At 59.0% G+C, this 25,179-nt stretch carries 21 protein-coding genes; 16 read left to right on the top strand and 5 right to left on the bottom strand.

All coding sequences use genetic code 11. The features are described 5' to 3' along the window. Positions 1-419: 419 nt before the first annotated feature. Complete coding sequence (locus HMPREF2875_RS05380; protein ID WP_070671000.1) at positions 420-743, bottom strand: hypothetical protein; 324 nt, start codon at positions 741-743, stop codon at positions 420-422. Between the two features lie 48 nt (positions 744-791). Here HMPREF2875_RS05380 and HMPREF2875_RS05385 point away from each other — a divergent pair, with 48 nt between their 5' ends. The 6 genes from HMPREF2875_RS05385 (at position 792) to HMPREF2875_RS05410 (ending at position 9,138) form a co-directional block, all read left to right on the top strand. After that, complete coding sequence (locus HMPREF2875_RS05385; protein ID WP_070671002.1) at positions 792-2,165, top strand: DHA2 family efflux MFS transporter permease subunit; 1,374 nt, start codon at positions 792-794, stop codon at positions 2,163-2,165. Positions 2,166-2,187: 22 nt separating this feature from the next. Continuing rightward, positions 2,188-3,219 (top strand): 6-phosphofructokinase, encoded by a 1,032-nt coding sequence (locus tag HMPREF2875_RS05390; protein ID WP_070671004.1) that lies wholly within the window; start codon positions 2,188-2,190, stop codon positions 3,217-3,219. 32 nt (positions 3,220-3,251) lie between these two features. Then, positions 3,252-4,850 (top strand): aspartate:alanine exchanger family transporter, encoded by a 1,599-nt coding sequence (locus HMPREF2875_RS05395; protein WP_070671006.1) that lies wholly within the window; start codon positions 3,252-3,254, stop codon positions 4,848-4,850. Between the two features lie 43 nt (positions 4,851-4,893). Then, the gene (gene gatB, locus HMPREF2875_RS05400; protein ID WP_070671008.1) at positions 4,894-6,399 is read left to right on the top strand and encodes an Asp-tRNA(Asn)/Glu-tRNA(Gln) amidotransferase subunit GatB; all 1,506 of its coding nucleotides are present in this window, start codon (positions 4,894-4,896) and stop codon (positions 6,397-6,399) included. 55 nt (positions 6,400-6,454) lie between these two features. After that, entirely contained in the window at positions 6,455-7,516 is a 1,062-nt protein-coding gene (locus HMPREF2875_RS05405; RefSeq protein ID WP_070671010.1) for an NAD(P)-dependent alcohol dehydrogenase, read from the top strand. Between the two features lie 197 nt (positions 7,517-7,713). Further along, complete coding sequence (locus HMPREF2875_RS05410; RefSeq protein ID WP_070671012.1) at positions 7,714-9,138, top strand: YkvI family membrane protein; 1,425 nt, start codon at positions 7,714-7,716, stop codon at positions 9,136-9,138. On the opposite strand, the gene HMPREF2875_RS05415 is transcribed toward HMPREF2875_RS05410, so the two are convergent. Beyond that, positions 9,135-9,824: a LysE/ArgO family amino acid transporter gene (locus HMPREF2875_RS05415; RefSeq protein ID WP_070671014.1), complete on the bottom strand. Its 690-nt coding sequence runs from the start codon at positions 9,822-9,824 to the stop codon at positions 9,135-9,137. The genes HMPREF2875_RS05410 and HMPREF2875_RS05415 overlap by 4 nt on opposite strands. Before the next feature lie 70 nt (positions 9,825-9,894). Between HMPREF2875_RS05415 and HMPREF2875_RS05420 the strand changes: the two genes are divergently transcribed. The 4 genes from HMPREF2875_RS05420 to HMPREF2875_RS05435 all read left to right on the top strand — a co-directional run bounded on the left by HMPREF2875_RS05420 (position 9,895) and on the right by HMPREF2875_RS05435 (position 12,678). Next, the gene (locus HMPREF2875_RS05420; RefSeq protein WP_070671016.1) at positions 9,895-10,779 is read left to right on the top strand and encodes a LysR family transcriptional regulator ArgP; all 885 of its coding nucleotides are present in this window, start codon (positions 9,895-9,897) and stop codon (positions 10,777-10,779) included. Positions 10,780-10,807: 28 nt separating this feature from the next. Beyond that, a complete protein-coding gene (locus HMPREF2875_RS05425) occupies positions 10,808-11,836 on the top strand; it encodes a DoxX family protein (RefSeq protein ID WP_070671018.1) in 1,029 nt (342 codons plus the stop codon). A 93-nt stretch (positions 11,837-11,929) separates the two neighbouring features. Then, on the top strand, positions 11,930-12,367 hold the full coding sequence (locus tag HMPREF2875_RS05430) for a hypothetical protein (protein WP_070671019.1): 438 nt from the start codon (positions 11,930-11,932) through the stop codon (positions 12,365-12,367). Continuing rightward, complete coding sequence (locus HMPREF2875_RS05435; protein WP_070671021.1) at positions 12,364-12,678, top strand: transcriptional regulator; 315 nt, start codon at positions 12,364-12,366, stop codon at positions 12,676-12,678. Before HMPREF2875_RS05430 ends, HMPREF2875_RS05435 begins: the two co-directional genes overlap by 4 nt. Before the next feature lie 117 nt (positions 12,679-12,795). On the opposite strand, the gene HMPREF2875_RS05440 is transcribed toward HMPREF2875_RS05435, so the two are convergent. Genes HMPREF2875_RS05440 through HMPREF2875_RS05450 form a run of 3 tightly spaced genes read right to left on the bottom strand, consistent with a single transcriptional unit; the run spans position 12,796 to position 16,464 of the window. Further along, positions 12,796-14,064: a glycosyltransferase 87 family protein gene (locus HMPREF2875_RS05440; protein WP_070671023.1), complete on the bottom strand. Its 1,269-nt coding sequence runs from the start codon at positions 14,062-14,064 to the stop codon at positions 12,796-12,798. A gap of 10 nt (positions 14,065-14,074) precedes the next feature. Then, positions 14,075-15,928, bottom strand: a complete 1,854-nt coding sequence (gene ilvD, locus HMPREF2875_RS05445; RefSeq protein ID WP_070671024.1) for a dihydroxy-acid dehydratase — start codon at positions 15,926-15,928, stop codon at positions 14,075-14,077. A 2-nt stretch (positions 15,929-15,930) separates the two neighbouring features. Continuing rightward, positions 15,931-16,464 carry a PH domain-containing protein gene (locus HMPREF2875_RS05450; RefSeq protein WP_070671026.1) on the bottom strand — a complete coding sequence of 178 codons (534 nt, stop codon included), beginning with the start codon at positions 16,462-16,464 and terminating at the stop codon, positions 15,931-15,933. 310 nt (positions 16,465-16,774) lie between these two features. On the opposite strand from HMPREF2875_RS05450, the gene HMPREF2875_RS05455 reads away from it, so the two are divergent. The 6 genes from HMPREF2875_RS05455 (at position 16,775) to serA (ending at position 25,092) form a co-directional block, all read left to right on the top strand. Then, positions 16,775-18,595: an acetolactate synthase large subunit gene (locus HMPREF2875_RS05455; protein ID WP_070671028.1), complete on the top strand. Its 1,821-nt coding sequence runs from the start codon at positions 16,775-16,777 to the stop codon at positions 18,593-18,595. A gap of 5 nt (positions 18,596-18,600) precedes the next feature. Beyond that, a complete protein-coding gene (gene ilvN, locus HMPREF2875_RS05460; protein WP_039675112.1) occupies positions 18,601-19,116 on the top strand; it encodes an acetolactate synthase small subunit in 516 nt (171 codons plus the stop codon). 87 nt (positions 19,117-19,203) lie between these two features. Next, the gene (gene ilvC / locus HMPREF2875_RS05465; RefSeq protein WP_070671030.1) at positions 19,204-20,217 is read left to right on the top strand and encodes a ketol-acid reductoisomerase; all 1,014 of its coding nucleotides are present in this window, start codon (positions 19,204-19,206) and stop codon (positions 20,215-20,217) included. Positions 20,218-20,778: 561 nt separating this feature from the next. Further along, positions 20,779-22,572, top strand: coding sequence for a GmrSD restriction endonuclease domain-containing protein (locus HMPREF2875_RS05470; protein ID WP_070671032.1), 1,794 nt, complete (start codon positions 20,779-20,781; stop codon positions 22,570-22,572). A gap of 61 nt (positions 22,573-22,633) precedes the next feature. Then, the gene (locus tag HMPREF2875_RS05475) at positions 22,634-23,461 is read left to right on the top strand and encodes a hypothetical protein (RefSeq protein WP_070671376.1); all 828 of its coding nucleotides are present in this window, start codon (positions 22,634-22,636) and stop codon (positions 23,459-23,461) included. 44 nt (positions 23,462-23,505) lie between these two features. Next, positions 23,506-25,092, top strand: a complete 1,587-nt coding sequence (serA, locus tag HMPREF2875_RS05480) for a phosphoglycerate dehydrogenase (protein WP_070671033.1) — start codon at positions 23,506-23,508, stop codon at positions 25,090-25,092. Positions 25,093-25,179: the final 87 nt, after the last annotated feature.

Consider the following 25,179-nt stretch of genomic DNA (forward strand, 5'->3'; position numbering starts at 1 on the left):
CTAGTTAGAAGAAGTGTTCTACAACCAATCCTAGTGGTAGCGCCACAATAGGCCTATAGCCTGCGGGGATAAACTTCACAAACCAAGAAGCATGGGGTGTCAAGCAGTGCTTTAGGTTGTGTGTTCGATTCTTATCGAGCTGGGGGTATAGGTTCTACTCATACACAACAACGGGGGTAGGTGCCGGACTGGTTGAGGGGGTGCTCCCTTGCCAAGGAGTGGCCAGTGTTTTGCGGGCTAAATGGGGGTGGTGTGCAAAAAATAATTTGCCCACTACTTTCCATTTGCGTAAATGCGTATTAGAGTGAACTTAGTGATTGCATCTGCTGGGTGCGGATCACACTGTGAGAGAGACAAATAAAACGCCCGCGAGCGCCATTCCCTAAATGGGTGCACGCTGGGCGTTTTATTGTGGGAGCTTACTGGGCGTCGGAAAGCGCGTAGGCGGCGCCGGCACTCGCGGCGGTGACAGTGAGGACAGACGGCCAAGCACCAATCTTCTTAGCTAGCGGGTGAGAAAGGCCGAACGCGCCTGCGTACAGTGCGGTCAATCCCGCAGTGGTTGCTGGGTTCGTCTTCGTCCACCAACTGCGGCCAGCCCATGCACCCGCGGCGGCGAGGACAACGCCACCGAGTGGACGAATTCCAGTCTCCCTAGCCGTGAGCCATCCGCCGATGAGACCAAGAGCCACGGTAGTGGCAGTTGAAACGTCCTGTGGTTTCTTAATATCAATCATTCCCATGACGCCCAGTGTAGGCCGGTGTCCGAGGCGACGGCTAGACTTCGCTGCATGAATCAACCCGTTGCGCTACCGCCTGAAAGCCAAGCTTGGCGCGCTATGGCCGCGCTGTCCCTGGGATTTTTCATTTCTCTGCTGGACCAGACAATGATTGCCGTTGCGCTTCCCGACGTCCGTCGTGAGTTCAACGCTGGAGTCAATCAGGTGCTGTGGGTGTCTGCTATCTACTTGCTGGCTGTTGTAGTGCCCTTGCTGTTTACCGGCAGGCTCGGGGATATTTACGAACAAAAACGTATGTTCCAGCTCGGCGTAGGTCTCTTTGGCATTGGAGCTCTCCTGTGTGCGTTGGCGCCTAACGTGGAGTTTCTCATTGCGGCTCGCGCGGTTCAGGGCTTCGGAGCTTCCATTCAGATGCCGCAGACTATGGCGGTGATTAATCGGGTCTTTGCTCGTGAGCGGCGCGGTCGTGCGCTGGGAGTCTGGGGCATTGTGGGCTCGGTAGCGTCTTTGGCAGGGCCTTTGATGGGTGGGTTCGTTGTTGCGGTCTTTGGCTGGCAGGCAGTCTTCTGGGTACACGTGCCCTTCGTTATCGCGGCGGTTGTGCTGGCAGCGCTGTGGGTGCCGTCGCTGCCAACTACGGCAAGGAAGATTGATTACGTTTCAGTGGCGGCGTCATTTGTTGCGTTGAGCTGTCTTGTCTTTGCCGTCCAACAGGGCCCAGAGACAGGCTGGCCGTGGTGGATCTGGGTGCTCCTTGGCGTAGGTCTCGTCGGCATCGCGGTCTTCGTCCGACTGCAAAAGCGCAGCCGCGAACCCTTGATTCCGCTCGAGCTATTCGCAGACCGTAACTATTCTGCGGGCTCGGTCGCAATTGTGGCGATGGGATTTATGGCAGCGTCGATGATGATTCCCATCATGATGTGGCTGCAGGACTCGCAAGGGCTATCTGCACGGGATGCGGGCCTCGTGGTGACACCTATGGCGCTAGTGTCGTTGTGCGTATCGCCCTTGGCAGGGATCCTTGCGGACAAGCTGGATCCACGGCGTCTGGCAGCCACCGGCTTTGGAATTCTAATAGCCACGTTTATCTCATTGTGGTTCCTTATGCGCGCTGATGTCACCGCGTGGTGGTTGGCCCTGCCATGCGCGGCGTTGGGGGCAGGGCAGTCCTTTATTTGGGGATCTAATGCAGCCACTACCATGCGAGACATCGAGCCACAGCTCATGGGAGCGGCATCGGGCGTGTACAACACGTCGCGCCAAGTAGGCTCCGTCATTGGCGTCGCGGCGGTCTCAGCCGTGATGCAGGTGGCCGGCGCTGCGAATTCCCTCATCATCATTGTGATGATGCTGGCAGTAGGGTGGGGCGCGTCACTCTTCTTCCGAGACACCCTGCATGCGGTTACGGAACCTGCACAGCTATAGGGAAGGGGGTAGATTGGGACTCATGCGTCTTGCTGTACTGACATCCGGTGGTGATTGCCCCGGTCTAAATGCTGTTATCCGCGCGGTCGTTCGTACCGCATCTAACGAATTTGGCGATACGGTCGTCGGCTACGAGGACGGTTGGGTTGGTCTCATGGAGGACCGTCGTCGTGACCTTTATGATGATGCAGAGATTGACCGCATTCTTCTACGCGGTGGCACCATCCTCGGTACGGGCCGCCTGCATCCAGACAAGTTCAAGGCGGGTCTGGATACCATCAAGGCAAATATGGCCGACGCCGAAGTTGACGCGCTCATCGCCATCGGCGGTGAGGGAACCCTCAAGGGTGCCAAGTGGCTTTCTGACAACGGAATTCCAGTTGTGGGCGTGCCGAAGACCATTGACAATGACGTCAACGCAACGGACTACACCTTCGGCTTCGATACTGCGGTGTCTGTAGCCACCGATGCTATCGACCGTCTGCACACCACGGCAGAATCCCACGACCGTATTCTCATCGTTGAGGTCATGGGCCGTCACGTGGGCTGGATTGCGCTGCATGCAGGTATGGCCGGCGGTGCACACTACACGGTGATTCCTGAGGTGCCTTTCGATATTGCTGATATCACCAAGGCCATGGAACGCCGTTTCCAGATGGGGGAGAAGTACGGCATCGTCTGCGTCGCAGAAGGTGCCCTTCCCAAGGAAGGCACGATGGACTTCGAAGAGGGCGGCGTGGACCAGTTTGGTCACCAGACCTTCAACGGCATCGGCCAGGTCATCGGCGAGGAGATTAAGAAGCGTACGGGCTACGACGTGCGTACCACGGTCCTTGGTCACATCCAGCGCGGTGGAACGCCGACGGCCTATGACCGCGTCCTTGCTACTCGCTACGGCACCCACGCTGCACGCGCGGCACACAACGGTCAGTCCGGAATGTGTGTGGCCCTGCACGGCGAGAATATTAACTTGGTGCCTCTCGAAGAGGCCGTCGGCAAGCTCAAGGTGGTTCCGGAAAAGCGCTACGCCAACGCGCAGGCCCTGTTCGGCTAAAGGATGCGCAGAACCACGTCTTAAAGGAAGTAATGACGAGCGTCCTCGCTTATTTTGCTGAGCAACCCGTCCTGTTGGTCTTTCTGCTCATTGGTGTCGGCATGGCCTTGGGCGGCATCAAAAGCCGCGGCATTAGTCTAGGTGCGGCGGCGGTGCTCTTTTTGGGCATCGCCTTTTCGGCAGCGGCCTCGGCAGCTGGAGTGGAAGCATCGGTGCCGCCGATTCTGGGCATGTTCGGCCTCGTGTTGTTTGCCTTCGGAATCGGTAACAACTCTGGTGTGTCTTTCTTCAAATCTCTGAAGACGGCCACCGGGCCAGTCTTGTCCATGATTGGTGTGTTCATCATTGCCGCCATCGCCGCGTGGGGCCTGGGAACGTTTGTCTTTGAGCTTCCCCTCGCCACGATTGCGGGCACGTTTGCCGGCGCCGTGACGAATACGCCGGCACTGGCGGCGGCGTCGGAAGCCACGGGCGATCCTGGTGCTGCGACCGTGGGGTATGCGGTGGCCTACCTCTTTGGTGTTATCGGCATGCTGGTAGCGACAATCGTCGTACTTCGGGATGCCGGCAATGACGACGACACCCTTTCACCGGTGACCCGTCAGCACATGCAATTGCAGCGCGAAACGTCGATCGCTGAAATTGCCGACATTGGCAATGGGGAAATTCAGGTCACGCGTCTGCGTCGCGTCGGCAGCAATGACATTGTTATCCCCAAGTACTTTGATGTACTGCATCCAGGTGACGTTGTGACGCTGGTGGGCGCACCGGAGGACCTTGACAACATTATTGAGCGCTCCGGACGTGAGTCCCCACAGATTCTCAACGACGACCGCCATGACCTTGATTTCCGCCGCATCACCATTTCTGAGCACAATCTAGCGGGCCAGACCATTGCGGAGCTCAACAACCAGCTTTCTGATAGGTGGGGAGCGCGCATTTCTCGTGTCCGCCGCGCTGACAACGACCAGGTGGCTATCCCCGAGCACATCGTGGAATTAGGCGACCGCGTACGTGTGGTTGGCCGCCAGAGTGTCATGCGGGAGATTTCAGAATTTCTGGGTGATTCTTCCCAGGGACTGACCGACATAAACCCGGTGTCCCTCGGCTTGGGCCTTGCATTGGGTATTTTCCTGGGCCACATCGATATTCCGATCCCGGGTGGTTCTTCCTTCAACCTAGGTGCAGCGGCAGGAGTGCTCATCGTGGCACTCGTGATGGCGCGCATCGGGCGCATTGGTAGCACGGTGACGGCCTTGCCGCACTCCGCAAACACCATCTTGGCGGAACTGGGGCTCTTGCTGTTCCTAGCCCAGGCAGGCACGAATGCCGGTAGTGAAATTGCCAGCGCTTTTACCAGTGGCTCGTGGTGGAAGATTCTTCTGCTCGGCATCATTGTCACCACCATTGTGGCGACAGGGTATGCCTTTGTCTTGCGGAGGTTCTTGCATGTGGGTGCCACCAAAACTGCCGGCGCACTTGCGGGTGCGCAAACGCAGCCGGCAGTGTTGGCCTTTGTCAACAACCGCACCAGCACTGACCAGCGCGTAGCACTGGGATACGCCATGGTGTATCCGGCGGCAATGATTGCCAAGATTCTCATCACGCATGCCCTTACCGTCTTGGGCTAGCCGGTTGCGCATGGAGTCGCGCTGACATACTAAGATGGCACGCATGACTGCTGCGATGTATGACCTGATGGACTATGACGAGGTCCTAGAAAAGTTCGAACCCGTTATGGGCATGGAAGTCCACGTGGAGCTCAACACGGAGACCAAGATGTTCTCCACCTCGCCCACGAACTTCAACGCAGCCCCCAACTCCAACGTTGACCCGGTGTCCCTGGGCCTGCCGGGTGCTCTTCCTGTGGTCAATTCCAAAGGTGTGGAAGGCGCTATCAAGATTGGCCTCGCGCTGAACTGCTCTATTGCGGAGTCTTCGCGCTTTGCCCGCAAGAACTACTTCTACCCAGACCAGCCGAAGAATTACCAGATTTCCCAGTACGATGAGCCCATTGCGTACGACGGCTACCTGGACGTCGTCTTGGACGACGGCACCGAGTGGCGCGTCGAGATTGAACGCGCTCACATGGAGGAAGACACCGGCAAGCTGACCCACCTGGGTGGCGCCGATGGCCGCATTCATGGCGCCACGACGTCGCTGGTGGATTGTAACCGTGCCGGTATTCCGCTCATTGAGATCGTGACGAAGCCGATTATTGGCGCTGGCGAGCGCGCCCCCGAGGTAGCCCGCGCTTATGTGTCCGCACTGCGCGAGCTCGTGGCTGCCTTGGGTGTGTCCGATGCCCGCATGGACCAGGGATCGATGCGCGTGGACTCTAACGTGTCGCTGCGCCCGGTAGGCCAGGAGGAGTTCGGTACTCGCACTGAAACCAAGAACATTAACTCGCTGCGCTCGGTAGAGCAGGCGGTGCGTTTCGAGATGCAGCGTCAGGCGCAGGTGCTTGTCGACGGCGGAGCGATCGTCCAGGAAACCCGTCACTACCAAGAAACGGACGGCTCCACGTCGAAGGGCCGCCCGAAGGAGACCGCGGAAGATTACCGCTACTTCAATGACCCAGACCTGCCGCCGGTCATCGTGTCCCGCGAGTGGGTTGAAGAGATCCGCGAGACCCTGCCGGAGATGCCGTGGATTCGCCGCGCCCGCATCCAGGAAGAGTGGGGGCTTAAGGATGAGGAGATGCGTGACCTGGTTAACGCTGGGGCACTCGACCTCATCATCGAGACCGTGGAAGCCGGCACCACTCCGGATGAAGCCCGCTCCTGGTGGGTGTCCTACCTCACCGGTAAGGCCAACGAGGCAGGCGTAGAGCTCACCGCGCTGAGCATTACCCCGGCTCAGGTTGCACGCGTCGTCGAACTGGTCAAGGAAGGAAAGCTCACCACCAAGCTGGCACGCCAGGCGGTCGACGGTGTACTGGAAGGTGAAGGTGACGTCGATGAGGTCGTCGCCAAGCGTGGCCTCGAGGTCGTACGTGATGACGGCGCCATTGAAAAGGCCGTCGACGAGGCGCTGGCTGCCAATCCCGACATCGTGGAGAAGTACAAGGCCGGCAACAAGAAGGTCACCGGTGCCATCGTCGGTGCCGTCATGAAGGCTACCCAGGGCAAGGCAGACCCGGGTCAGGTCAACCAGCTCATCGCTAAGAAACTCTCCTAATTGGTAAAAGTTTCCATTATGCGAGGTCAGGCGCCTGCGGAGTACCGTGGGCGCCATGACTATTAGAGCGAAAGCACTGCAGAAGACCGGCCCTCACGAGCCCTACAAGGTCGTGACTATTGAGCGCCGCGATCCGCGCGCCGATGACGTCGTCATCGATATTAAGGCAGCCGGTATCTGCCACTCGGATATTCACACCATCCGCAATGAGTGGGGTGAGGCGCACTTTCCACTCACCGTTGGCCATGAGATTGCCGGCGTGGTGTCGGCCGTGGGGGAGGACGTCACAAAGTTCAAGGTCGGTGACCGCGTTGGTGTTGGCTGCATGGTCAACTCCTGTGGCGAGTGCGAGCAGTGTCAGGCCGGGATGGAGCAAAACTGCCTGAACGGCAACGTCGGCACGTATAACTCCACGGACGTCGACGGTACGATTACGCAAGGCGGTTACTCCGAGAAGGTCGTCGTCAACGAGAACTTCGTTCTCCGCATCCCGGATTCCCTTGATTTTGACGTGGCGGCGCCGTTGCTATGCGCTGGTATCACCACGTACTCGCCGCTGGCGCGCTGGGACGTTAAGGAAGGCCAGAAGGTCGCCGTCGTCGGCCTTGGCGGACTGGGCCACATGGGCGTGCAGATCGCTGCCGCGAAGGGCGCGGATGTTACCGTGATCTCCCGTACCTCGCGCAAGGCTGAGGATGCCAAGAAGCTGGGAGCCAGCCGCCTTCTGGCCACCACGGAGGAAGAGGACTTCTTTAGGAACCACCGCGGCGAGTTTGACCTCATCTTGTCCACCATCTCCGCTGAGTATGACCTCGAAGACTACTTGCGTCTGCTCAAGCCGCGCGGCATCATGTCTGTCGTCGGCCTTCCGCCAGAAGCTCTCTCACTGCGCCTTAACCGTCTCGTCGGCGGCGGCAAGGTGCTCACCGGCAACAACATCGGTGGCATTGCAGAAACCCAAGAGATGCTGGACTTCTGCGCGAAGCACAACCTCGGTGCAGTTATTGAAAAGGTCAGCGTCGATGAGGTTGACGCCGCCTATGACCGCGTCGTAGCCGGTGACGTCAGGTTCCGCTGTGTTATTGATACTGCGACGTTTGCGGACCACCAAGGATAGAAGGGCTCTGTGACCTAGAACGGAGGCGGCGGTGATATTGCTCATTGGTGAAAGTATTTTGGAGTAATATCTCGGCCGTCGTATCTACATATTCTTTTCTGCGGGGCGTACCGTGGACATAAGTCTTGCGCCATGCTTCTGACGGGAGGTGTGGCGCGCTTTTATTCCTTCACAATCAGAAAAGAAGATGGATATACGTGTCGTATAAAAACGTTGTGGGCATTGCCCTGTCCTTTATCGGCTTGCTTGTGGGAGCAGGCTTCGCAACGGGCCAGGAAGTTGTCCAGTACTTTACGTCCTTCGGAATCAACGGTATCTGGGGCATCGTGGTGGCCGGTCTTGTTATGACCTTGGCCGGTACGGTGTTCCTTCAATTGGGCAGCTACTTCCATGCCAGCGAACACAATCAGGTGTTCCGAAACATTACCCACCCCATCATCTCTCGCATTCTCGACGTCGCCGTGATTCTTACCCTCTTTGCAGTGGGCTTCGTCATGCTGGCTGGCGCGGGTTCCAACATGCAGCAGCAGTTCGGTTGGCCGGCGTGGGTCGGCTCACTGCTGATGCTCGTGCTCGTCATGGTGACAGGCATGATGGACGTGGACAAGGTCTCCCAAGTAATCGGTTTGCTGACCCCGAGCATCATCATTGCGGTGCTGTTTGTGGGCGGCTACACCTTGATGCACATGCCGGAGAACGTCTCCGCTGCCATCGACGCCTCCGCGGCCATTGAATCGCCGATTCCGAACTGGCTGATTTCCGCACTCAACTACAACGGATTGGCCCTCATCCTGGCAGTCTCTATGTCGCTGGTCATCGGCGGTGACAACATCAGCCCGCGCGAAGCCGGCTGGGGCGGCATCGTGGGTGGCGCGGTCTATGCCCTGCTCATGGGCATCGCCGGCTTCTCCTTGCTGATGAACGCGGAATCTGTTGGTGATTCTGATATCCCGATGCTTACTTTGGTCGATGAGATTCACCCGACTCTCGGCCTCATCATGGCCGTCATTATCTACCTGATGATCTTTAACACGGCTATCGGCATGTTCTATGCGCTGGGCAAGCGCCTGTCCTCCGGCAACGAGTCGAAGTACCGCATTATCTTCATTGCCGGCTGCCTTGCAGGTTTCGCGGTATCCTTCGCTGGCTTCAAGGCACTGATGCAGTACGTCTACCCGGTGTTGGGCTACATGGGAATCGTCCTCGTGGCGATCTTGGTCTTTGGGTGGCTGCGTTCCTTGGGCCAGATTAAGGACGAAGGCCTGCGTCGTGAGCGCATTCGCGCGCTGCTGCACCTCAAGCTGCACCCAGATGAGGCTTACGATGCCGAGCGCTACGACGACGAAATTGGTCAGCAGATTGCTGACTCCAACATGGACGATGAAGCGTTGTACGAGGATCTCGTCACGGAGGTCGTGGACGAGCTGCACGGCGACGAGGACGTGGACTTCGACAAAGAGAAGTGGGAAGAAAGCCGCAACGACCACACCTACTACACCGAGCGCGACGGCGTGGAGCAAGATCGCAGCGAGGAAGAAATCAAGGAGTGGGTCGAGGAGACAGGCGCCGTCGGCGACCCCGCTGAGGACGAGCCCGTAGAGGGGCGCCCCGCTCAGAATTAGTGCAGCAGCAGCTTTGCCGTTAGCGCAATCATGACGCAGCCGATGATGATGTTGACGAAGCGCCACGTCGTCGGCTTTGCCAGTACGTTGGAGAGTTTGTAGGCGCCGAAGCCGAGGGAGGGGAACCAGACGGCGCTCGCGAGAACGGCGCCGGCGGCGAAGACCCAGCGCTGTTCGCCGTATTGGTTGGCAATACCGCCGAGCATGACCAGCGCATCGACATAGGCCAGGGGATTAAGCCACGTCAGCGCCATTGCTGCCATGACGGGCTTGACCCAAGACTTGGAGCGTACGCGGGGACGAATCTTCGTCAGGACTGAGCCTCCCGGCGCATCGCTATTGCCGCCGTTAGCGTCAACCGATGCGGCGACGGGTTCGGTTTTCTGGACGACGAGTGCCTCTTGCTCCTTCTTAAAGGCATCGCGGAAGCAGGTGAAGCCAAAGTAGATGAGGTAGGCAGCGCCGAGGTACTTCACCACGGTCAGAGCGGTGGGGAAGCGCTCCACCAGAATGCCCACACCAGCGGTGCCGGCGTTGATCAGGACGACGTCGGACAGCAAACAAGCAAGCAGAATCGCACCGACGTGATCGCGTTTGATGCCCATCTTGATGATGTAGGCGTTTTGCGGTCCAATGGCGATGATGAGGGAGAGTCCCAGCGCAAATCCTGCGAGCAATACTGACATGGCATCCAGTGTGCGGAAGAATGCATATGAAGTCCAGTTAAGTGTTCTACAGCTGGTTTAAAATAGCTTCATGAACCCACTTCATACCGAAACTCTGCTGGCCATCGTCGATGAAGGCTCCTTTGAGGCAGCTGCAAGTGTGTTGGGAATCACTCCTTCTGCTGTGAGTCAGCGCATCAAAGCGCTTGAGGTCTCGACCGGACGAATCTTGCTTCGTCGCGGAAATCCCGTCACCGTGACCGAAGCCGGCGAGATCGTAGCCCAAGCCGCGCGCCGTATGGCGCTCGTCCAAGCGGAGGCGGATGCCCGCCTTACTGAGCGCCTTTCTCGAGTGCCGCTGACCGTTGCTATTAACTCCGATTCACTTGCTACGTGGTTTCAGTCTGTTGTGCAGAAGACCGCTGCGCGTGGGGAAGCAGCTCTGCGTATCCGCATTGAGGATGAGGCCCGTACATTGGCCATGTTGCGTCGCGGCGATGTCCTCGGTGCGGTGACCCGCGAGCACACGCCGGTGTCCGGCTGCGAGTCGACGTACCTGGGCACCATGCGCTATTTTGCCGTCGCTGCACCGAGTTTGGCGGAGGGGTTCTCGGATTGGGACACGCTTCCCATCGTGGGCTTTGGTCCGAATGATGCCACCCTTGATGATGCGATGCGTGAGCGGTTTATTGATTCCCGTGTTCTTCGTGCGCGGGTGTCGCAGATCCCCTCCTCAGAGGGCTATGTCGAGGCAGTGCGCTGTGGGTTGGGGTGGGGCCTCGTGCCGCGGCTGCAGGCGCAACCTCTGCTGGATTCGGGGGAGCTGGTGCTTCTCGACGATTTCCCGCTCGATATCGACCTCTATTGGCAGCGATGGCGCCTCGAATCTGAGGTGCTTGCAGACCTCACCGCTGACGTCCTTGCCGCTGGCCGGGCAGTTTTAGCTACACGCCGCGCCGCACAGAATGCACCATAAGTGCCGTGTGCTGGCTTAAGTTGGAGGCATGAGCGATAAGACTCCTGATAAAGCAACCGACATCGACGATGACATCCCTACCTACAACTCTGGCGCTAACTCCGTAAAGGCCAGCAAGCGCGACGAAGCGGAGACCACCACTGACGCCACCACTGACGCGGTGACTGATAAGGCTTCCGATACAGTTTCTGCTGAGGAGCCGAAGAAGAGCCGTCTCTTCCAGCGTGCTGGCCGCGCTGAGCCGACGGTTATTAAGCCGAAGCCAGCGGAGGCCGCCACGACCGACACCGCACCTTCGTCTGATCCTGCTGCTGAGGCCAAGACCGAAACCTTTGAGAGTGCCCCTCGTGACACTCGTGACTCGCTGTCGTTCGATAGCGCTGCTACAGATACTGAGACCACCGCTTTTCCGCGAGCGGAGGCCACGTCAGAGCCAGCGGCTGAGACCTACGATGACGTACCGAGCACCGTCGCTGTGGCTGACCCGGCTATCGAGTCTGACGCCGAGACTACAGTGGCTGAGGAGGAGCCTCAGCGCGCTCGTCGCGGCACCATCGACTTCGGCCTGCTCTTTGTGCGCTTGGCGCTGAGCATTTACCTGCTCGTAGCGGGTGCATCGACATTCTTCAAGCTTGGCGGCAATGAGGGCTTGTCAGGACTTGAGAATGAGTACGGCGAGTACACCATGGCGGCCGCGCTGGCCATTGGTGTTCCGACCGTCCAGCTCATCGCAGGCGCCTTCCTGCTGCTCGGCTTGGTGACCCCGCTGGCGGCCATGTTTGGCCTTATTGTGACTGGCTTCGAGGCCATTCACGGCCTCAATGCCTCGGGCGATGGCCTCGATGTTTTTGCCTGGAACGAAAGTGTTTGGCTGGGCCTCGTTCTGTTCGCCATCGCGGTAGCACTGCAGTTCACCGGTCCGGGTTTCATCTCCCTAGACTTCAACCGTTCCTGGACGCGCCGCCCACTGGCGACGTCCTGGATTTTCATCGTCATTGGCGTCGCGGCACTCGTTGCTATCTGGTGGTTCGGAGCAGGTGTTAATCCGCTGAGCTAAGCTCTCCCTCTTGTTGTTTTCCATTGCATAAAGTAAGTTGTTTTACGCAATGGAAAACAATGCGGTTGAAACCGCGAGAGGGGAGTTTTCGGTATGCCGGATCAGGATGTTCGGGACGCACTTGCATTTGAGGCGCAACAGAAGGCGGCCGCGGCGAAGCGGCCACCTATCTGGCTGAGCCTGCTCGCGGCGGTAGCGTACGGCGCGTGGTTTGCTTACATGTGGATCAAGGATGACGTTCACCCGCTCGTCCTTGTTGGCGGACTGCTCCTTGTAGTCGGGCTACTGGTGGGGCTAGCCTTCTTTTACCGCATGGGGGTGCGGGATTCGATGCGCCAGAAGGTGGATCCGCATGCCTCCCGAAGCGTGACCTGGCGCTACTACGCAGGGCTGGGCTTTATGATTCTGCCGGCACTCTTCAATCCCTTCGTTGAAGGACACGTTATTGCCTCGTGCATCGCAGGTGTGCTGTGCGCAGTGGCGGTCTTTTGGACGCTGCACACCGGCGCGCTGGATAGGATGCCGCGATGAGTGAAATCGATCCGGTAATCCACCCGCTCAATCGCTTTAAGATTTGCGCCACACTCAATGCTTTTGGGGCCACACAGGGCGGGGACATCAACCGTGAAATGAAATTCGCTATGTTGCGAGACCGCACGGAGCTTTCCGATGCCTCCCTGTCCAAGCAGCTCGGAGCCCTGGAACAAGCCGGCTACGTGACCCGTTTCCGCGAGTACGGCACCAGCCGCGCTAAAGATTCAGTGTGGGTTGCGCTCACGGAGAAAGGTGCAGTGGCCTTTAAAGGTCACTTAGCAGCGCTCAAGGCTCTAGCCGAGGGCTGAGATCTGAATCGTGCTAATGAATGAGGTGCCCAAGTTGCCAAAGTTTTCCTTCGCGCGGCAAGGACGGCGCAAAACTTTGGCAGGTAGGGCAGTTTGCACCCCGAATCTGCGCTTGGCTTAGCTGGTAGGGGTCGCAGCGAGTGCAGCATGAGGTTTGTCTGCTTGGGCGTCCTTAACCTTGAGGCAGATGGCGTAGAGCGCCCATGCCACAAGCGCGAGCCACACGAAGTCATCGACGAGAAATTTCTGATACAGCGGCATCGTGTAAACATCGATGTTATCGCCGAACCACCATTTTCCTGGGACGGTGACGAGCATGCCTACCCAGGCCGCGAGCACTGCCAGCAGGCTGCCGGCGACCCAGGTGGACTGGCGCCAAGTCCACGCGCGGTACACCAACACCGGCACGATGAGGGAAAGCCAGACCCAGTGGTGGGACCACGAGACGGGGGAGATGAGCAGCATGACGGTAGCGGTGGTGAGGTGGGCGTCGACAAGCAGCCCGTGCTTTACCTGCGCCACAATGAGCGCGGAACCTCCAGCGATAACGGTGAGTGCCGCCACGAGCCACACAACGTTGATGAGCGTGCCGTGGTTGTCCATGGCTTCCTGAGACGTAAAGAGGCGCTGGATGACGCCCTTGAGGGAGGAATTGGACTGATAGGCCGTGCCCACGCCAAAGTCCCCGCCGGAGCCCATATCCAGCAGCTTTGACGTGAAGAACTCCACGAAGGCATCCCAGCGGTAGGCAGCGGCAAGTAACGTGGCCACAACCGCGGAGATGAAAGCAGTAAGAATCGGCTTCCACTCGCGGCGCAGCAGGAAGTACAGCAGCATGGCCAACGGCGTAATCTTGATGGCCGCTGCAAGGCCAATGAGCCATCCTTGGGGCAGCCAACGCTTGCGCGGCACGAGATCAAAGATGACCAGGGCCATGATGACGATGTTGATCTGGGCAAAGCCATTGTTGAGGCGAATGGGCTCAAAGAACATCGTCGCCGCCCACACCAGCGCCACTACGGGCAACAGTGGTTTGACCTTTAGCGCGCGGAAAATGGCATACAGGCAAGCCAACACGAGGGCGTCCGAGATGACGATCATGATGTTGCCCGCCATATCATCGCTCATCCACTCAAAGGCCGTGAGAGGCACCATGACCAGCGCGCCGAAAGGCGGGTAGATAAACGGCAGGGCAATATCGCCAGCCTGCATAGGAACGGAGTACACCTCCGTGCCGTTCAGGAAGGCGCGCACGCCTTCGCGGTAGATGATCATGTCGACCGGGAAGTCCGTGTCCGTGATGTGGAGGACCATACCGATAAAGCCCACGATGAGCCCCGCGGCGGTTAAAAGCGTGCGCCCAAAGGCGTTAGTGGCGAATTTCATCGCCTTTACTCTAATTGACGTGACCGTCCACTACGCGCACCGCACCACGATCCGCTGACGTAGCCATGTTGGCGTAGGCGCGCAGAGCCTTGGTGACTGGGCGGTTACGGTCCTTCGGTGTCCAGGGTTTCTCACGTTGCTCCTCGGCGGCGCGGCGGCGCTCTAGTACGTCTTCATCCACATCTAGGGTGAGCTGGCGCTCGCGGATGTTGATGGTGATGGGGTCGCCATTCTCCACCAAACCGATGAGGCCGCCGTGAGCTGCTTCGGGGGAAATGTGGCCGATGGAGAGGCCGGAGGTACCGCCGGAGAAGCGGCCATCCGTAATCAAGGCACACGCCTTGCCCAAGCCAGAGCCCTTGAGGAAGGACGTCGGGTGCAGCATCTCCTGCATACCCGGGCCGCCGGCTGGGCCCTCGTAGCGGATGACGATGACATCGCCCGCTTGGACTTCCTTCTTGAGGATGATGGAGACGGCCTCTTCCTGGGACTCCACCACGCGGGCAGGGCCGGTGAAGGTCCACAGTTCTTCCTCCACGCCGGCAGCCTTCACAATGGCACCGTTAGGTGCCAGGTTGCCGCGCAGTACGACGAGGCCACCATCAGAGGAGAAGGCATGCTCGGCATCGTGGATGCAGCCATTAACTGTATTCGTGTCGAGTTCATCCCACCGGTTGGACTGGGAGAAGGGCTCGGTCGTTCGCACGCCGCCGGGAGCAGCCAGGAAAAGCTCGCGGGCGGCGTCGGTAGCCTTGCCGCCGCGGATATCCCAGTCATCGAGCCATTCCTCGGCATTGTCATAGAGTGCCGTGTGCACCTTGAGGTTGAGGTGGCCAGCGCGGCGCAGCTCGCCCAGGATAGCGGGGATGCCGCCGGCGCGGTGCACGTCCTCGATGTGATACGTGCCGTTCGGGGCAACCTTGGACAGACAAGGCACGCGGTAGGAGATTTCGTTGATGTCCTCGAGCGTGAAGTCCACCTCGCCCTCCTGGGCCGCAGCGAGGGTGTGGAGGATGGTGTTGGTGGATCCACCCATGGCCATATCGAGGGCCATGGCGTTGGTGAAGGCTTCCTTGGTGGCGATGGAACGTGGGAGGACTGCATCGTCCTCTTCGCCGTAGTAGCGCTGGCACATCTCGACGATGGTGCGTCCCGCCTGCTCAAAGAGGCGACGGCGGAAGGCGTGGGTAGCCAGGGTAGTGCCGTTGCCTGGCAGGGCCAAGCCTAGGGCTTCGGTCAGGCAGTTCATGGAGTTGGCGGTAAACATGCCGGAGCAGGAACCACAGGTGGGGCAGGCAGATTCCTCGACCTGTGCTAGGTCTTCGTCGGAGACGGCCTCGCTTGCCGACGCCGTGATAGCCGTAATCAGATCCGTCGGTGCATGTGCCACGCCATCGACGACGACGGCTTTGCCTGCCTCCATCGGGCCGCCGGAGACGAAGATGGTGGGGATGTTGAGGCGCAGTGCAGCGTTGAGCATGCCCGGGGTGATCTTGTCACAGTTGGAGATACAGACCAGGGCGTCGGCAGTATGTGCGTTGGCCATATATTCGATGGAGTCGGAGATGATCTCACGCGAGGGAAGGGAGTAGAGCATGCCGCTGTGGCCCATGGCAATGCCATCATCAACCGCGATGGTGTTGAATTCCTTGGGTACACCGCCCGCTTCGCGCACGGCATCGGCCACGATGTCACCGACGTTTTTCAAGTGGACGTGGCCTGGCACGAACTGGGTATAGGAGTTGGCGATGGCCACGATCGGCTTGCCAAAGTCGTTCTCCTTAGTGCCGGTAGCGCGCCAGAGGGCGCGGGCACCAGATGCCTGGCGGCCAACGGTGGTGACTTTAGAGCGCAGCGGGTACATAGTTAGTCTTTCAGTTCGGGGTGTGCTTCGAGGTAGTCGGCGTATTCCTCCTTGGTGAGGAGGACTTGCTGGCCGTCGCGGTGGACAATGACCACCTTGTCATCGGCGGCGTTGCGTCCCGCGGTGAGGGCATCGGGGATACGGCCTTGGGATGCTTCGGCCAAGCGTGGCAGCGAGTTAAAGGTCACGCCGGGGAGGTTGAAGTTTTCGCCATTGGTAGTGCGGGCAAAGGCGCGGGAGCGCTGGAAGCCGATTCCTGCAAAATCCTTCCACGCGATGTCCTTGGGCCCGCGGAATCCGTAGGCGATGTGGATGCCATGTGAATCCACCGTGGTGCGGGAGCGCAAGACCCACCAGAAACCAAGTATCGGGAAAATGAGAATCCAAAACAGGTACTTCGGCGCCCAGCCGATGCTGAGCAGCGCGATGGCGGCGAGCAGCCCAATGCCGAGGAGGTGTTCGCGGGTGGGCTTGAATGTTTCGGCCGGGGAGTGGTCGGCGCGGGAAGATGCGTTCTGCGGGTGTGAGGACGTCATAGTGGGTCATCGTAATTGACTATGTGGCGCAGTGGCGAACCGCCCCACCTGTGACATCTCATAAAATGAGAAAAAGATCCCAAAAATGGGGGTAACTGCCTGCGGTGGCTTTTCTATCAGTGTACAGTTTGTCGCATGATCATTATTCGACTTCACCTCGTAGTACCCGGGCGGCGCGAGCCGTAACGAGTCCACAGTGACGTCGACCTGCAGCGCCCCCGCTTCCTTCACACCCAGAAGGACAGACGGGGGCGTTAGTTATAGGCAATGGTCTCTCCGATATCCACCCCATAGAAGGAGCGCACCCACCGTGACAGCTTCCACTCCGCCACATCAGGCGCCCGAGCGCATCACGGGCGCACACGCCATCGTTCGCACCCTTGAAGATCTTGGTACTGAACTCGTCTTTGGTATTCCGGGCGGCGCCGTGCTTCCGCTCTATGACGCGCTCTTCGAATCGACGAAGCTGCGCCACGTGCTTACCCGCCACGAGCAAGGTGCCGGCCATGCGGCCGAGGGCTATGCCCAGGCCTCGGGAAAGGTGGGCGTCATGATTGCCACCTCGGGTCCGGGTGCTACCAACCTGGTGACGCCGCTTGCCGACGCCAACCTGGACTCCGTCCCCGTCGTCGCGATTACCGGTCAGGTGGGTAGTTCCCTTCTGGGAACCGATGCTTTTCAGGAGGCCGATATTCGCGGTGTGACGATGCCGATTACGAAGCACAATTTCATCGTTACCGATGCGGCTGACATCCCCGCCGCCATTTCCGCCGCCTTCCATTTGGCCTCAACCGGGCGGCCTGGCCCGGTTCTCGTGGATATTCCCAAGGACGTCCAAAACGCTTATATGGAGTACACGGGTCCACAGATGATGGACCTGCCAGGATACAAGCCCACCACTACGCCGCACCCACGACAGATCTCGCAGGCGGTGAAGCGAATTGCCCGGGCGAAGAAGCCGGTGCTCTACATCGGTGGTGGCGTTATCAAAGCTGGTGCCTCCCGCGAGCTGCGTGAGTTTGCTGAGCTGACCGGAATTCCCGTGGTCACCACCCTCATGGCCTTGGGTTCCTTCCCGGATTCGCACCCGCTGCACATGGGTATGCCGGGCATGCACGGCACTGTGCCGGCAGTTGCAGCCTTGCAGCGCTCTGACCTCATCATCGCTATCGGTGCGCGCTTCGATGACCGTGTTACTGGTGATACCGCCACGTTTGCTCCGCATGCCGAGGTTATTCACGCTGACATCGACCCGGCCGAGGTGGGCAAGATCCGTGAGGTTGCCATTCCAATTGTGGGTGATGCCCGTGAGGTGCTCCTGTGCTTGACCAAGGCTTATGAAAACGACAGTGAGATTTCTGCACCGCAGATTCAGGAATGGATGGACTATCTCACTGACATGCAGCGCCGCTTCCCACGCGGTTTCGAGCCGACGCCAGATGGGCTGCTTAACCCGCAACAGGTTATTTCACAGCTCAGCGAAATTGCTGGGCCGGAGGCCATCTACTGTGCCGGTGTGGGCCAGCACCAGATGTGGTCCGCCCAGTTCTTGGATTTCGAGCACCCACGCAGCTGGATCAACTCTGGTGGTGCGGGAACCATGGGCTATGCGGTGCCGGCAGCGCTGGGTGCGAAAGCGGCCATGCCCGAACGGGAAGTCTGGGCCATTGACGGTGATGGTTGTTTCCAAATGACCAACCAGGAGCTCACCACCGCGGCGGTCGAAGGATTCCCGATCAAGGTGGCCGTTATTAACAACGGCAACCTGGGCATGGTGCGCCAGTGGCAGACGCTGTTCTATGACAACAAGTACTCCCACACCAAGCTGCGCGAGCACGATGAATATGTGCCCGATTTTGTGAAGCTGAGTGAGGCCTTGGGGTGCGAGGCGATTCGCGTCACCACGGAAGAGGAGATTGCGCCCGCAATTAAGCGTGCCCGGCAGGTTAACGATCGCCCAGTCGTCATTGACTTCATCGTGGGACAGGATGCTCAGGTGTGGCCGATGATTGGCGGTGGTGCCTCGAACGAGGAAATTCAGTACGCGCTGGGTTTGCGCCCGCTATTTGATGAAAACGAGTCCGCGGCCGAGGAACCGGCCGAGATCCACGAATCCCTCGAGGAGGCCTAAGAACAATGGCGAAAGACGACATCACCCGCCACACACTGTCCGTACTGGTCGAGGATATCGAGGGCATCATCTCCCGCGTGACCGGTATGTTTACCCGCCGTGGCTACAACCTTATCTCCCTGGTCTCAGCAAAGACGGAGACCGAAGGTATTAACCGCCTTACTATCGTTGTCGATGCCTCAGAGGTGGTCACTGAACAGGTGACCAAGCAGCTCAACAAAATTGTGCCCGTCCTCAAAGTGGTGGAGCTAGAGGAGGAGAGCACTATTGCGCGAGGCATCATGCTGGTGAAGGTGACTGCGGACAACGAGAATCGCCCCCAGGTGGTCGACGCGGTCAACATCTTCCGCGCCCGCATCGTAGATGTGGCTCCGGAATCCGTGGTCATTGAGGCCACTGGCACGCCGGGCAAGCTACGTGCGCTTCTCGACGTCCTCGAGCCTTTCGGCATCCGCGAACTAGTGCAATCTGGTCACGTGGCGCTGGCCCGTGGTCCGAAGGCAATGGCACCATCGAAATAAGAATCTCACATTGTGGACATTGCGTCTCAAAATGTGGTACAACTTCACTAGAACGATTTCCTACACAAGTAAAGGAACTTAAGAATCATGGCAATTGAAACTCTCTACGACGACGACGCCGACCTGTCCATCATCCAGGGCCGCAAGGTGGCCGTCATTGGCTACGGCTCCCAGGGCCACGCCCACGCAATGAACCTGCGCGATTCCGGTGTTGAGGTTGCTATCGGTCTGCGCGAAGGCTCCAAGTCCCGCGCAAAGGCAGAAGAAGCTGGCTTCACGGTTCTCACCAACGCCGAGGCTGCTAAGTGGGCCGACGTCATCATGCTCTTGGCCCCCGATACCTCCCAGGCATCCATCTTCACCAACGACATCGAGCCGAACCTGGAGGAGGGCAATGCCCTGTTCTTCGGCCATGGCCTCAACATTCACTTCGGCCTGATCAAGCCAGCTGAGAACATCACCATCGGTATGGTCGCTCCGAAGGGGCCAGGCCACTTGGTCCGACGCCAATTCGTCGACGGCAAGGGCGTTCCCTGCCTCATCGCTACCGAGCAGGACCCGAAAGGTGAGGGCCGCGAGCTGACCTTGTCCTACGCGGCCGCAATCGGCGGCGCTCGCGCCGGTGTCATTCCGACCACCTTCAAGGACGAGACTGAGACCGACCTGTTCGGTGAGCAGGCAGTCCTGTGTGGTGGCGTGGAATACCTCATCATGAACGGTTTCGAGGTCCTCACCGAGGCCGGCTACGAGCCGGAGATGGCCTACTTCGAGGTCTGCCACGAGCTGAAGCTCATCGTTGACCTCATCGTTGAGGGCGGCATCCAGAACATGAACTACTCCTGCTCTGATACCGCTGAGTTCGGTGGCTACCTCTCCGGCCCGCGCGTTATCGATGCGTCCGTTAAGGAGCGCATGAAGGATGTCCTGACTGACATTCAGGATGGCACCTTCGTCAAGCGTCTCGTCGCCAACGTTGAAGGCGGCAACAAGGAGCTTGAGGAGCTGCGCGAGAAGGTTAACAACCACCCGATTGAAAAGACCGGCTCCCAGCTGCGTGACCTCATGAGCTGGGTTAAGAACCCACTGGACGCTACTGCCTAAGGACGAGTCAACCTCTGGTTGATGACACCCTGCCGCCCCTGGTGCTGATGACTTTTAACAGCCAAGCACGAGGGGCGGTTTCGGCGTTTTACAAGGTGTAAACCTAGCCTAGGGAGCGAATCGCTATTTGTCTGCGGATCGTTGATGCTGTCTTCCGATATGCGCGGGTTCTGCGGGTCTGGTTGCGAAGACGCGCCTGGTTGGCGGCTGAGCTAACTCTTTCTGATTGAGACATGTGGATCTTTCCCATGTCGCTGAGTGCCGTCCGAAGATTCATGGTTCATATCCTAACTTTGCTTCCTGTGCTTTGCGAGTAGTCGAGGTCGAGGCATTGTTGTTTCATCGTTCTTACTCTGCAAGTTTCGATGTAGAGGGGAGGGCCAGTTTCTCGACTACCGGGATAGGTTCATTGAGATGACTCGCTCCTCAATGGTGATGAAATCAGAAGGCTTGGACATGGGGGCGCCCGACCAACGCGACGTAGGGATATGGTTTCGGGTTGCCATGTAAGATTCGCTCATAAACGGGCACGATCTCACATCTGCGAGTAGGCTCAGAACCATGGGTTACACCACGCCAAGCTATGACCTTTCTGACCTCTTTGCTCGCATTGATCGCGGGGATATCCAGCTTCCAGATTTCCAGCGTGCTTACTCCTGGGACGAAGACCGTATCCGCTCTCTCATCGTGACCGTCCTGCGCGGCTATCCGCTGGGCGCCTTCTTGGCGCTGGATACTCGCAACGAGACGATGCGTTTCCGCCCCCGCCCGCTCGCGGGCGCGCCGGATACCGGAGTGAACCCAGGCCTTCTTCTCCTGGATGGTCAGCAGCGCCTTACCTCGCTTTACCACTGCTTCCGCGGCGATGGTTACGTGGACACGACGGACTTTCGCTCCAAGAAAGTCTCCCGCAAGTTCTACGTCGATCTACGCACGGCCACGAGTGAGGACATCATGCCGGATGAGGCTGTCTTTGCGGTGAACCAGCATGGCGAGCTGAAGTCTCACTTTGCGCCAGAGATTGAGGGCTCGCTGGCAAACCGCGAGGCTGCTATTGATGCTTGCTGCATCCCCGTTTCAGCGCTGCTGAGCGAAGAAGGCACGAGCATGCTCTTCGAGTTGGCCGCTGCCGATAATGGTGTGAATCGCGATGTTGTCGCAGCCTTTAACAACCGCATTTTGCGCCCGCTTTCGGGTTATGACGTGCCCATGATTCGCCTGTCCCGTGAGACTGCCCAAGCAGGCATTGGCTCGATCTTTGCCCAAGTGAACTCCGCTGGTTTGCAGATGGACGTCTTTGACCTCCTTACCGCGGTTTTCGCGTCCGAGGATCCGGATTTCCACTTGGCGGAGCATTGGGGGGACGTCGAGAAGCAACTGCGTGCATTCCCGGCACTCGACGGTATTGGTCGCAATGAGTTCCTCTCCGCGGTCTCCTTGCTGGTCTCGGGCAAGAAAGGCACAGCTGGCGGGCAGCGCGAGGATATCCTGCAGCTTTCCCTGGCTGAGTACCGCGCTGCTTCGTCGACACTCGTCATTACCTTCCGTGAGGTGGCGGAATTCTTGGCTGAGCGTTGCATCTTGTCCTTGGACCAGGTGCCGTACAACGAGCAGATTATCCCGCTCGCGGTTATCCTTGCCCGCCTAACTGAGCGAAATGGTGTGCTCGCCACACAGGACTCCTGGGACCGCCTCAACCAGTGGTTCTGGAGCGGTGTCTTTGGTGAACTCTATGGTTCTTCGGCCGTCAAGCTGCGTGCCGCACGTGATGTTGACGAGGTCACCGCATGGGTAGCGGGGGAGACCGAAGTCGTGCCCCAGACTGTGCGCGATGCTTCCTTCCGCGAATCCCGCCTTCTATCTGTCAGCGAGAACGACGGCGTGTGGCATGGCCTCTATGCGCTGCTCATGGCGCGCGGTGCGAAGGATTGGCGCACCGGCCAACCCTTCACCCGCCACACCTTTGAGGACCTTAAGCCGGGCTTTTTCCCAATCTTCCCGCTGTCGTGGTGCCAGCGTCATGGGGTCAGCGCTGTGTTGGCTAACTCTGTGCTCAACCGCACGCCGATGGGCAAGCGCACCGAAGTTGTCCTCGATGGGCATTCGCCGGAGCGCTACCTTCCGCGCGTGCAGTCCAAGTCCATCATGGAGGATGCCGAGTTCGATAGCGTGCTGGCCTCCCATGAGCTGCAACCGGAGCTGCTGACATCCAAGAGTGCGTATCAGTTCTTTGCCGATCGCCGCGAACGTTTCGTGGGCATCGTAGAATATGCCTTGAATAAGGCCGTCATTCGTGACGTCGATGAAGCCAACCTGTCTGGTGGTGAGGAGGGCCCGCAGGCTTTTGCACACTAAAGCACTAGTGGTGGCGCTCGCAGTGGGATGTCTCGCTGCGAGCGCTTCTAGCTGTTCGTCGATGGGCCGGGGCGAACAGCTTGTTACCCAGGACATTACGGCAGTGCCTGACGCTGAGATTGACCTTGCTCGTGCAAGCGAAGAGAACCGTCTGCGGCTGATTGATCCCGCCTTCGCTGATATGGTAGCCGTCCTCGACGACCCCTGGGGAGTGGAATCCGCACGGCTTTTCTTTAAGAACACCAACACACTCATTCTGGCCGAAGATACAGACGCTGCTGCTCTGCGTGCGGCAACGCTGAGCGTGTCCCAACGCGTTCCTATGGTGACGTATGACGAGTCCATTCGGGGACAAACTGCGGAGTTAGCGACGGATCTGGGGGTGGAACGCATCGTTGTCGTCGGCGATGTTCCCTGGGCTAGTCAATCGGGCCTCCAGGAGGTCATCCATGACCCAGGCAATACGAAAGCTTTAGGGGAGTACACGGCCTTTCAATTCACCTCAAAGGTCGTGAAAGATCCAAGCCGCATGGTGGATAACATTGCGCATTTGGATTCCTCCGCGAAAGTTGAGCTCAAGGCGGCTTGGGAGCCTTTGCCGCAGTACATGACAAAGGAAAAGATGCCAGCGATCCCTGCTGAAGCGCGGCGCGATGCGCAAATGGCCCCCGTCATCGTTGCCACCGTGGATAGCCCAGTGGCGAATGTTGTGAACGCTAATGCTTATGGCGGTTCCGTGATGGTCATGCCGGATCCTGATCCGTCGGCGACGAAGGTCGGGGCGGCAATGACCGCGGGGCTTTCAGAGGGGCCTATCGTGGCACTCGGACCGGAATTCGGTTCAGTGACAGAATTCACGCATAAAATAGATCAGGGTTGGAAAGAATAAACTACACTTCACGGCATCCACTCATCAGCCTAGTGAAGGAAGTTATGTCGAAGCCGGTCGTACTCATCGCCGATAAGCTTGCAGAATCCACCGTTTCCGCGTTGGGAGACACTGTTGAGGTCCGTTGGGTCGACGGCCCCAACCGTGAGGAACTCCTCGCCGCGGTCCCAGAAGCCGATGCACTCCTCGTGCGCTCTGCCACAACCGTTGATGAAGAGGTTCTTAGTGCTGCAGGCAAGTTAAAGATCGTTGGCCGCGCTGGCGTCGGCCTGGATAACGTCGACATCCCCGCGGCTACTGAGCGTGGTGTCATGGTAGTCAATGCACCGACGTCCAATATTCACTCCGCTTGTGAGCAAGCCATTGCTTTGCTGCTGGCTACCGCCCGCCAGGTTCCGGCAGCTGATCAGTCGCTTCGTCAGGGCGAATGGAAGCGCTCTTCTTTCAAGGGCGTGGAAGTTTTTGGCAAGACCATTGGCATCGTCGGCTTCGGCCACATTGGCCAGCTGTTTGCTCAGCGTCTACTGGCTTTTGAAACTGTCGTCATCGCACACGACCCGTACGCGAACCCGGCCCGTGCCGCCGCACTTGGTGTGGAACTGGTGAGCCTAGAGGAGCTCATGGCGCGCGCTGACTTCGTTACTATCCACCTGCCCAAGACTCCGGAAACTACCGGTATGTTTGACGCGGAGCTCCTAGCCAAGGCTAAGAAGGGGCAGATCATCATCAACGCTGCCCGCGGTGGCCTCGTGGATGAAGCAGCCCTGGCAGAGTCCATCAAGTCGGGCCATCACCGCGGTGCTGGTTTCGACGTGTATGCCACCGAGCCGTGCACGGATTCCCCGCTCTTTGAGCTCCCGCAAGTGACCGTGTCCCCGCACTTAGGTGCTTCCACCGTGGAAGCCCAAGACCGTGCTGGTACTGACGTGGCCGAGTCTGTGCTCAAAGCACTCGCTGGTGAGTTTGTGGCGGATGCCGTTAACGTGGAAGGCGGCAAGGTAGGCGAGGAGGTCGCTGGATGGCTGGACCTTACCCGCAAGCTCGGTCTCGTTGCTGGCAGCCTCTTGGGCTCCGCTCCTGTGGCAGTTGAGGTGGAAGCTTGCGGCGAGCTTGCGAACGAAGACGTCTCCGCGTTGGGCCTGTCAGCGGTGCGTGGCCTGTTTTCCGGTGTGGTCACGGAATCCGTGACCTTCGTTAACGCCATGCAAATCGCGGAGAGTCGCGGCGTCGACGTGGAGGTCAAGACGAACGTCGAGTCGAAGGGCCACCGCTCGTCCGTCGTCGTAAAGATTATCGGCTCTGGCGGTGAAGTGTCACAGCTGACCGGTGCGCTCATTGGTATTGATGGCGTTGAGAAGATCGTTCGCATCAACGGCCGCGGCGTGGACATGCGCGCAACGGGCCGCAACCTTTTCTTCTCTTACAAGGATGCCCCGGGCGCTCTTGGCACGGTGGGCACCAAGCTGGGAGCGGCCGGCATCAACATTGTTGCTGCGGCGCTGACCCAAGGTAAGAAGGTTGATGATGCGGTGCTCATCCTCCGCGTCGAGCGCGAGGTTCCGGAAGAACTCATCGAAGAAATCAACGCTGCGCTGGGCGCTAGCTGCCGCCAGATCGACTTCGGCGCTTAAGACGTTGTCGCAACGCGCCGTTCGCGTTGTCTGCGGTACATGCGGTTGAGTGATTTCACCGTCTGGTAGCCGGTGCCGTGGTATTCT

This window comes from Corynebacterium sp. HMSC078H07 (assembly GCF_001812805.1).
Classification (GTDB): domain Bacteria; phylum Actinomycetota; class Actinomycetes; order Mycobacteriales; family Mycobacteriaceae; genus Corynebacterium.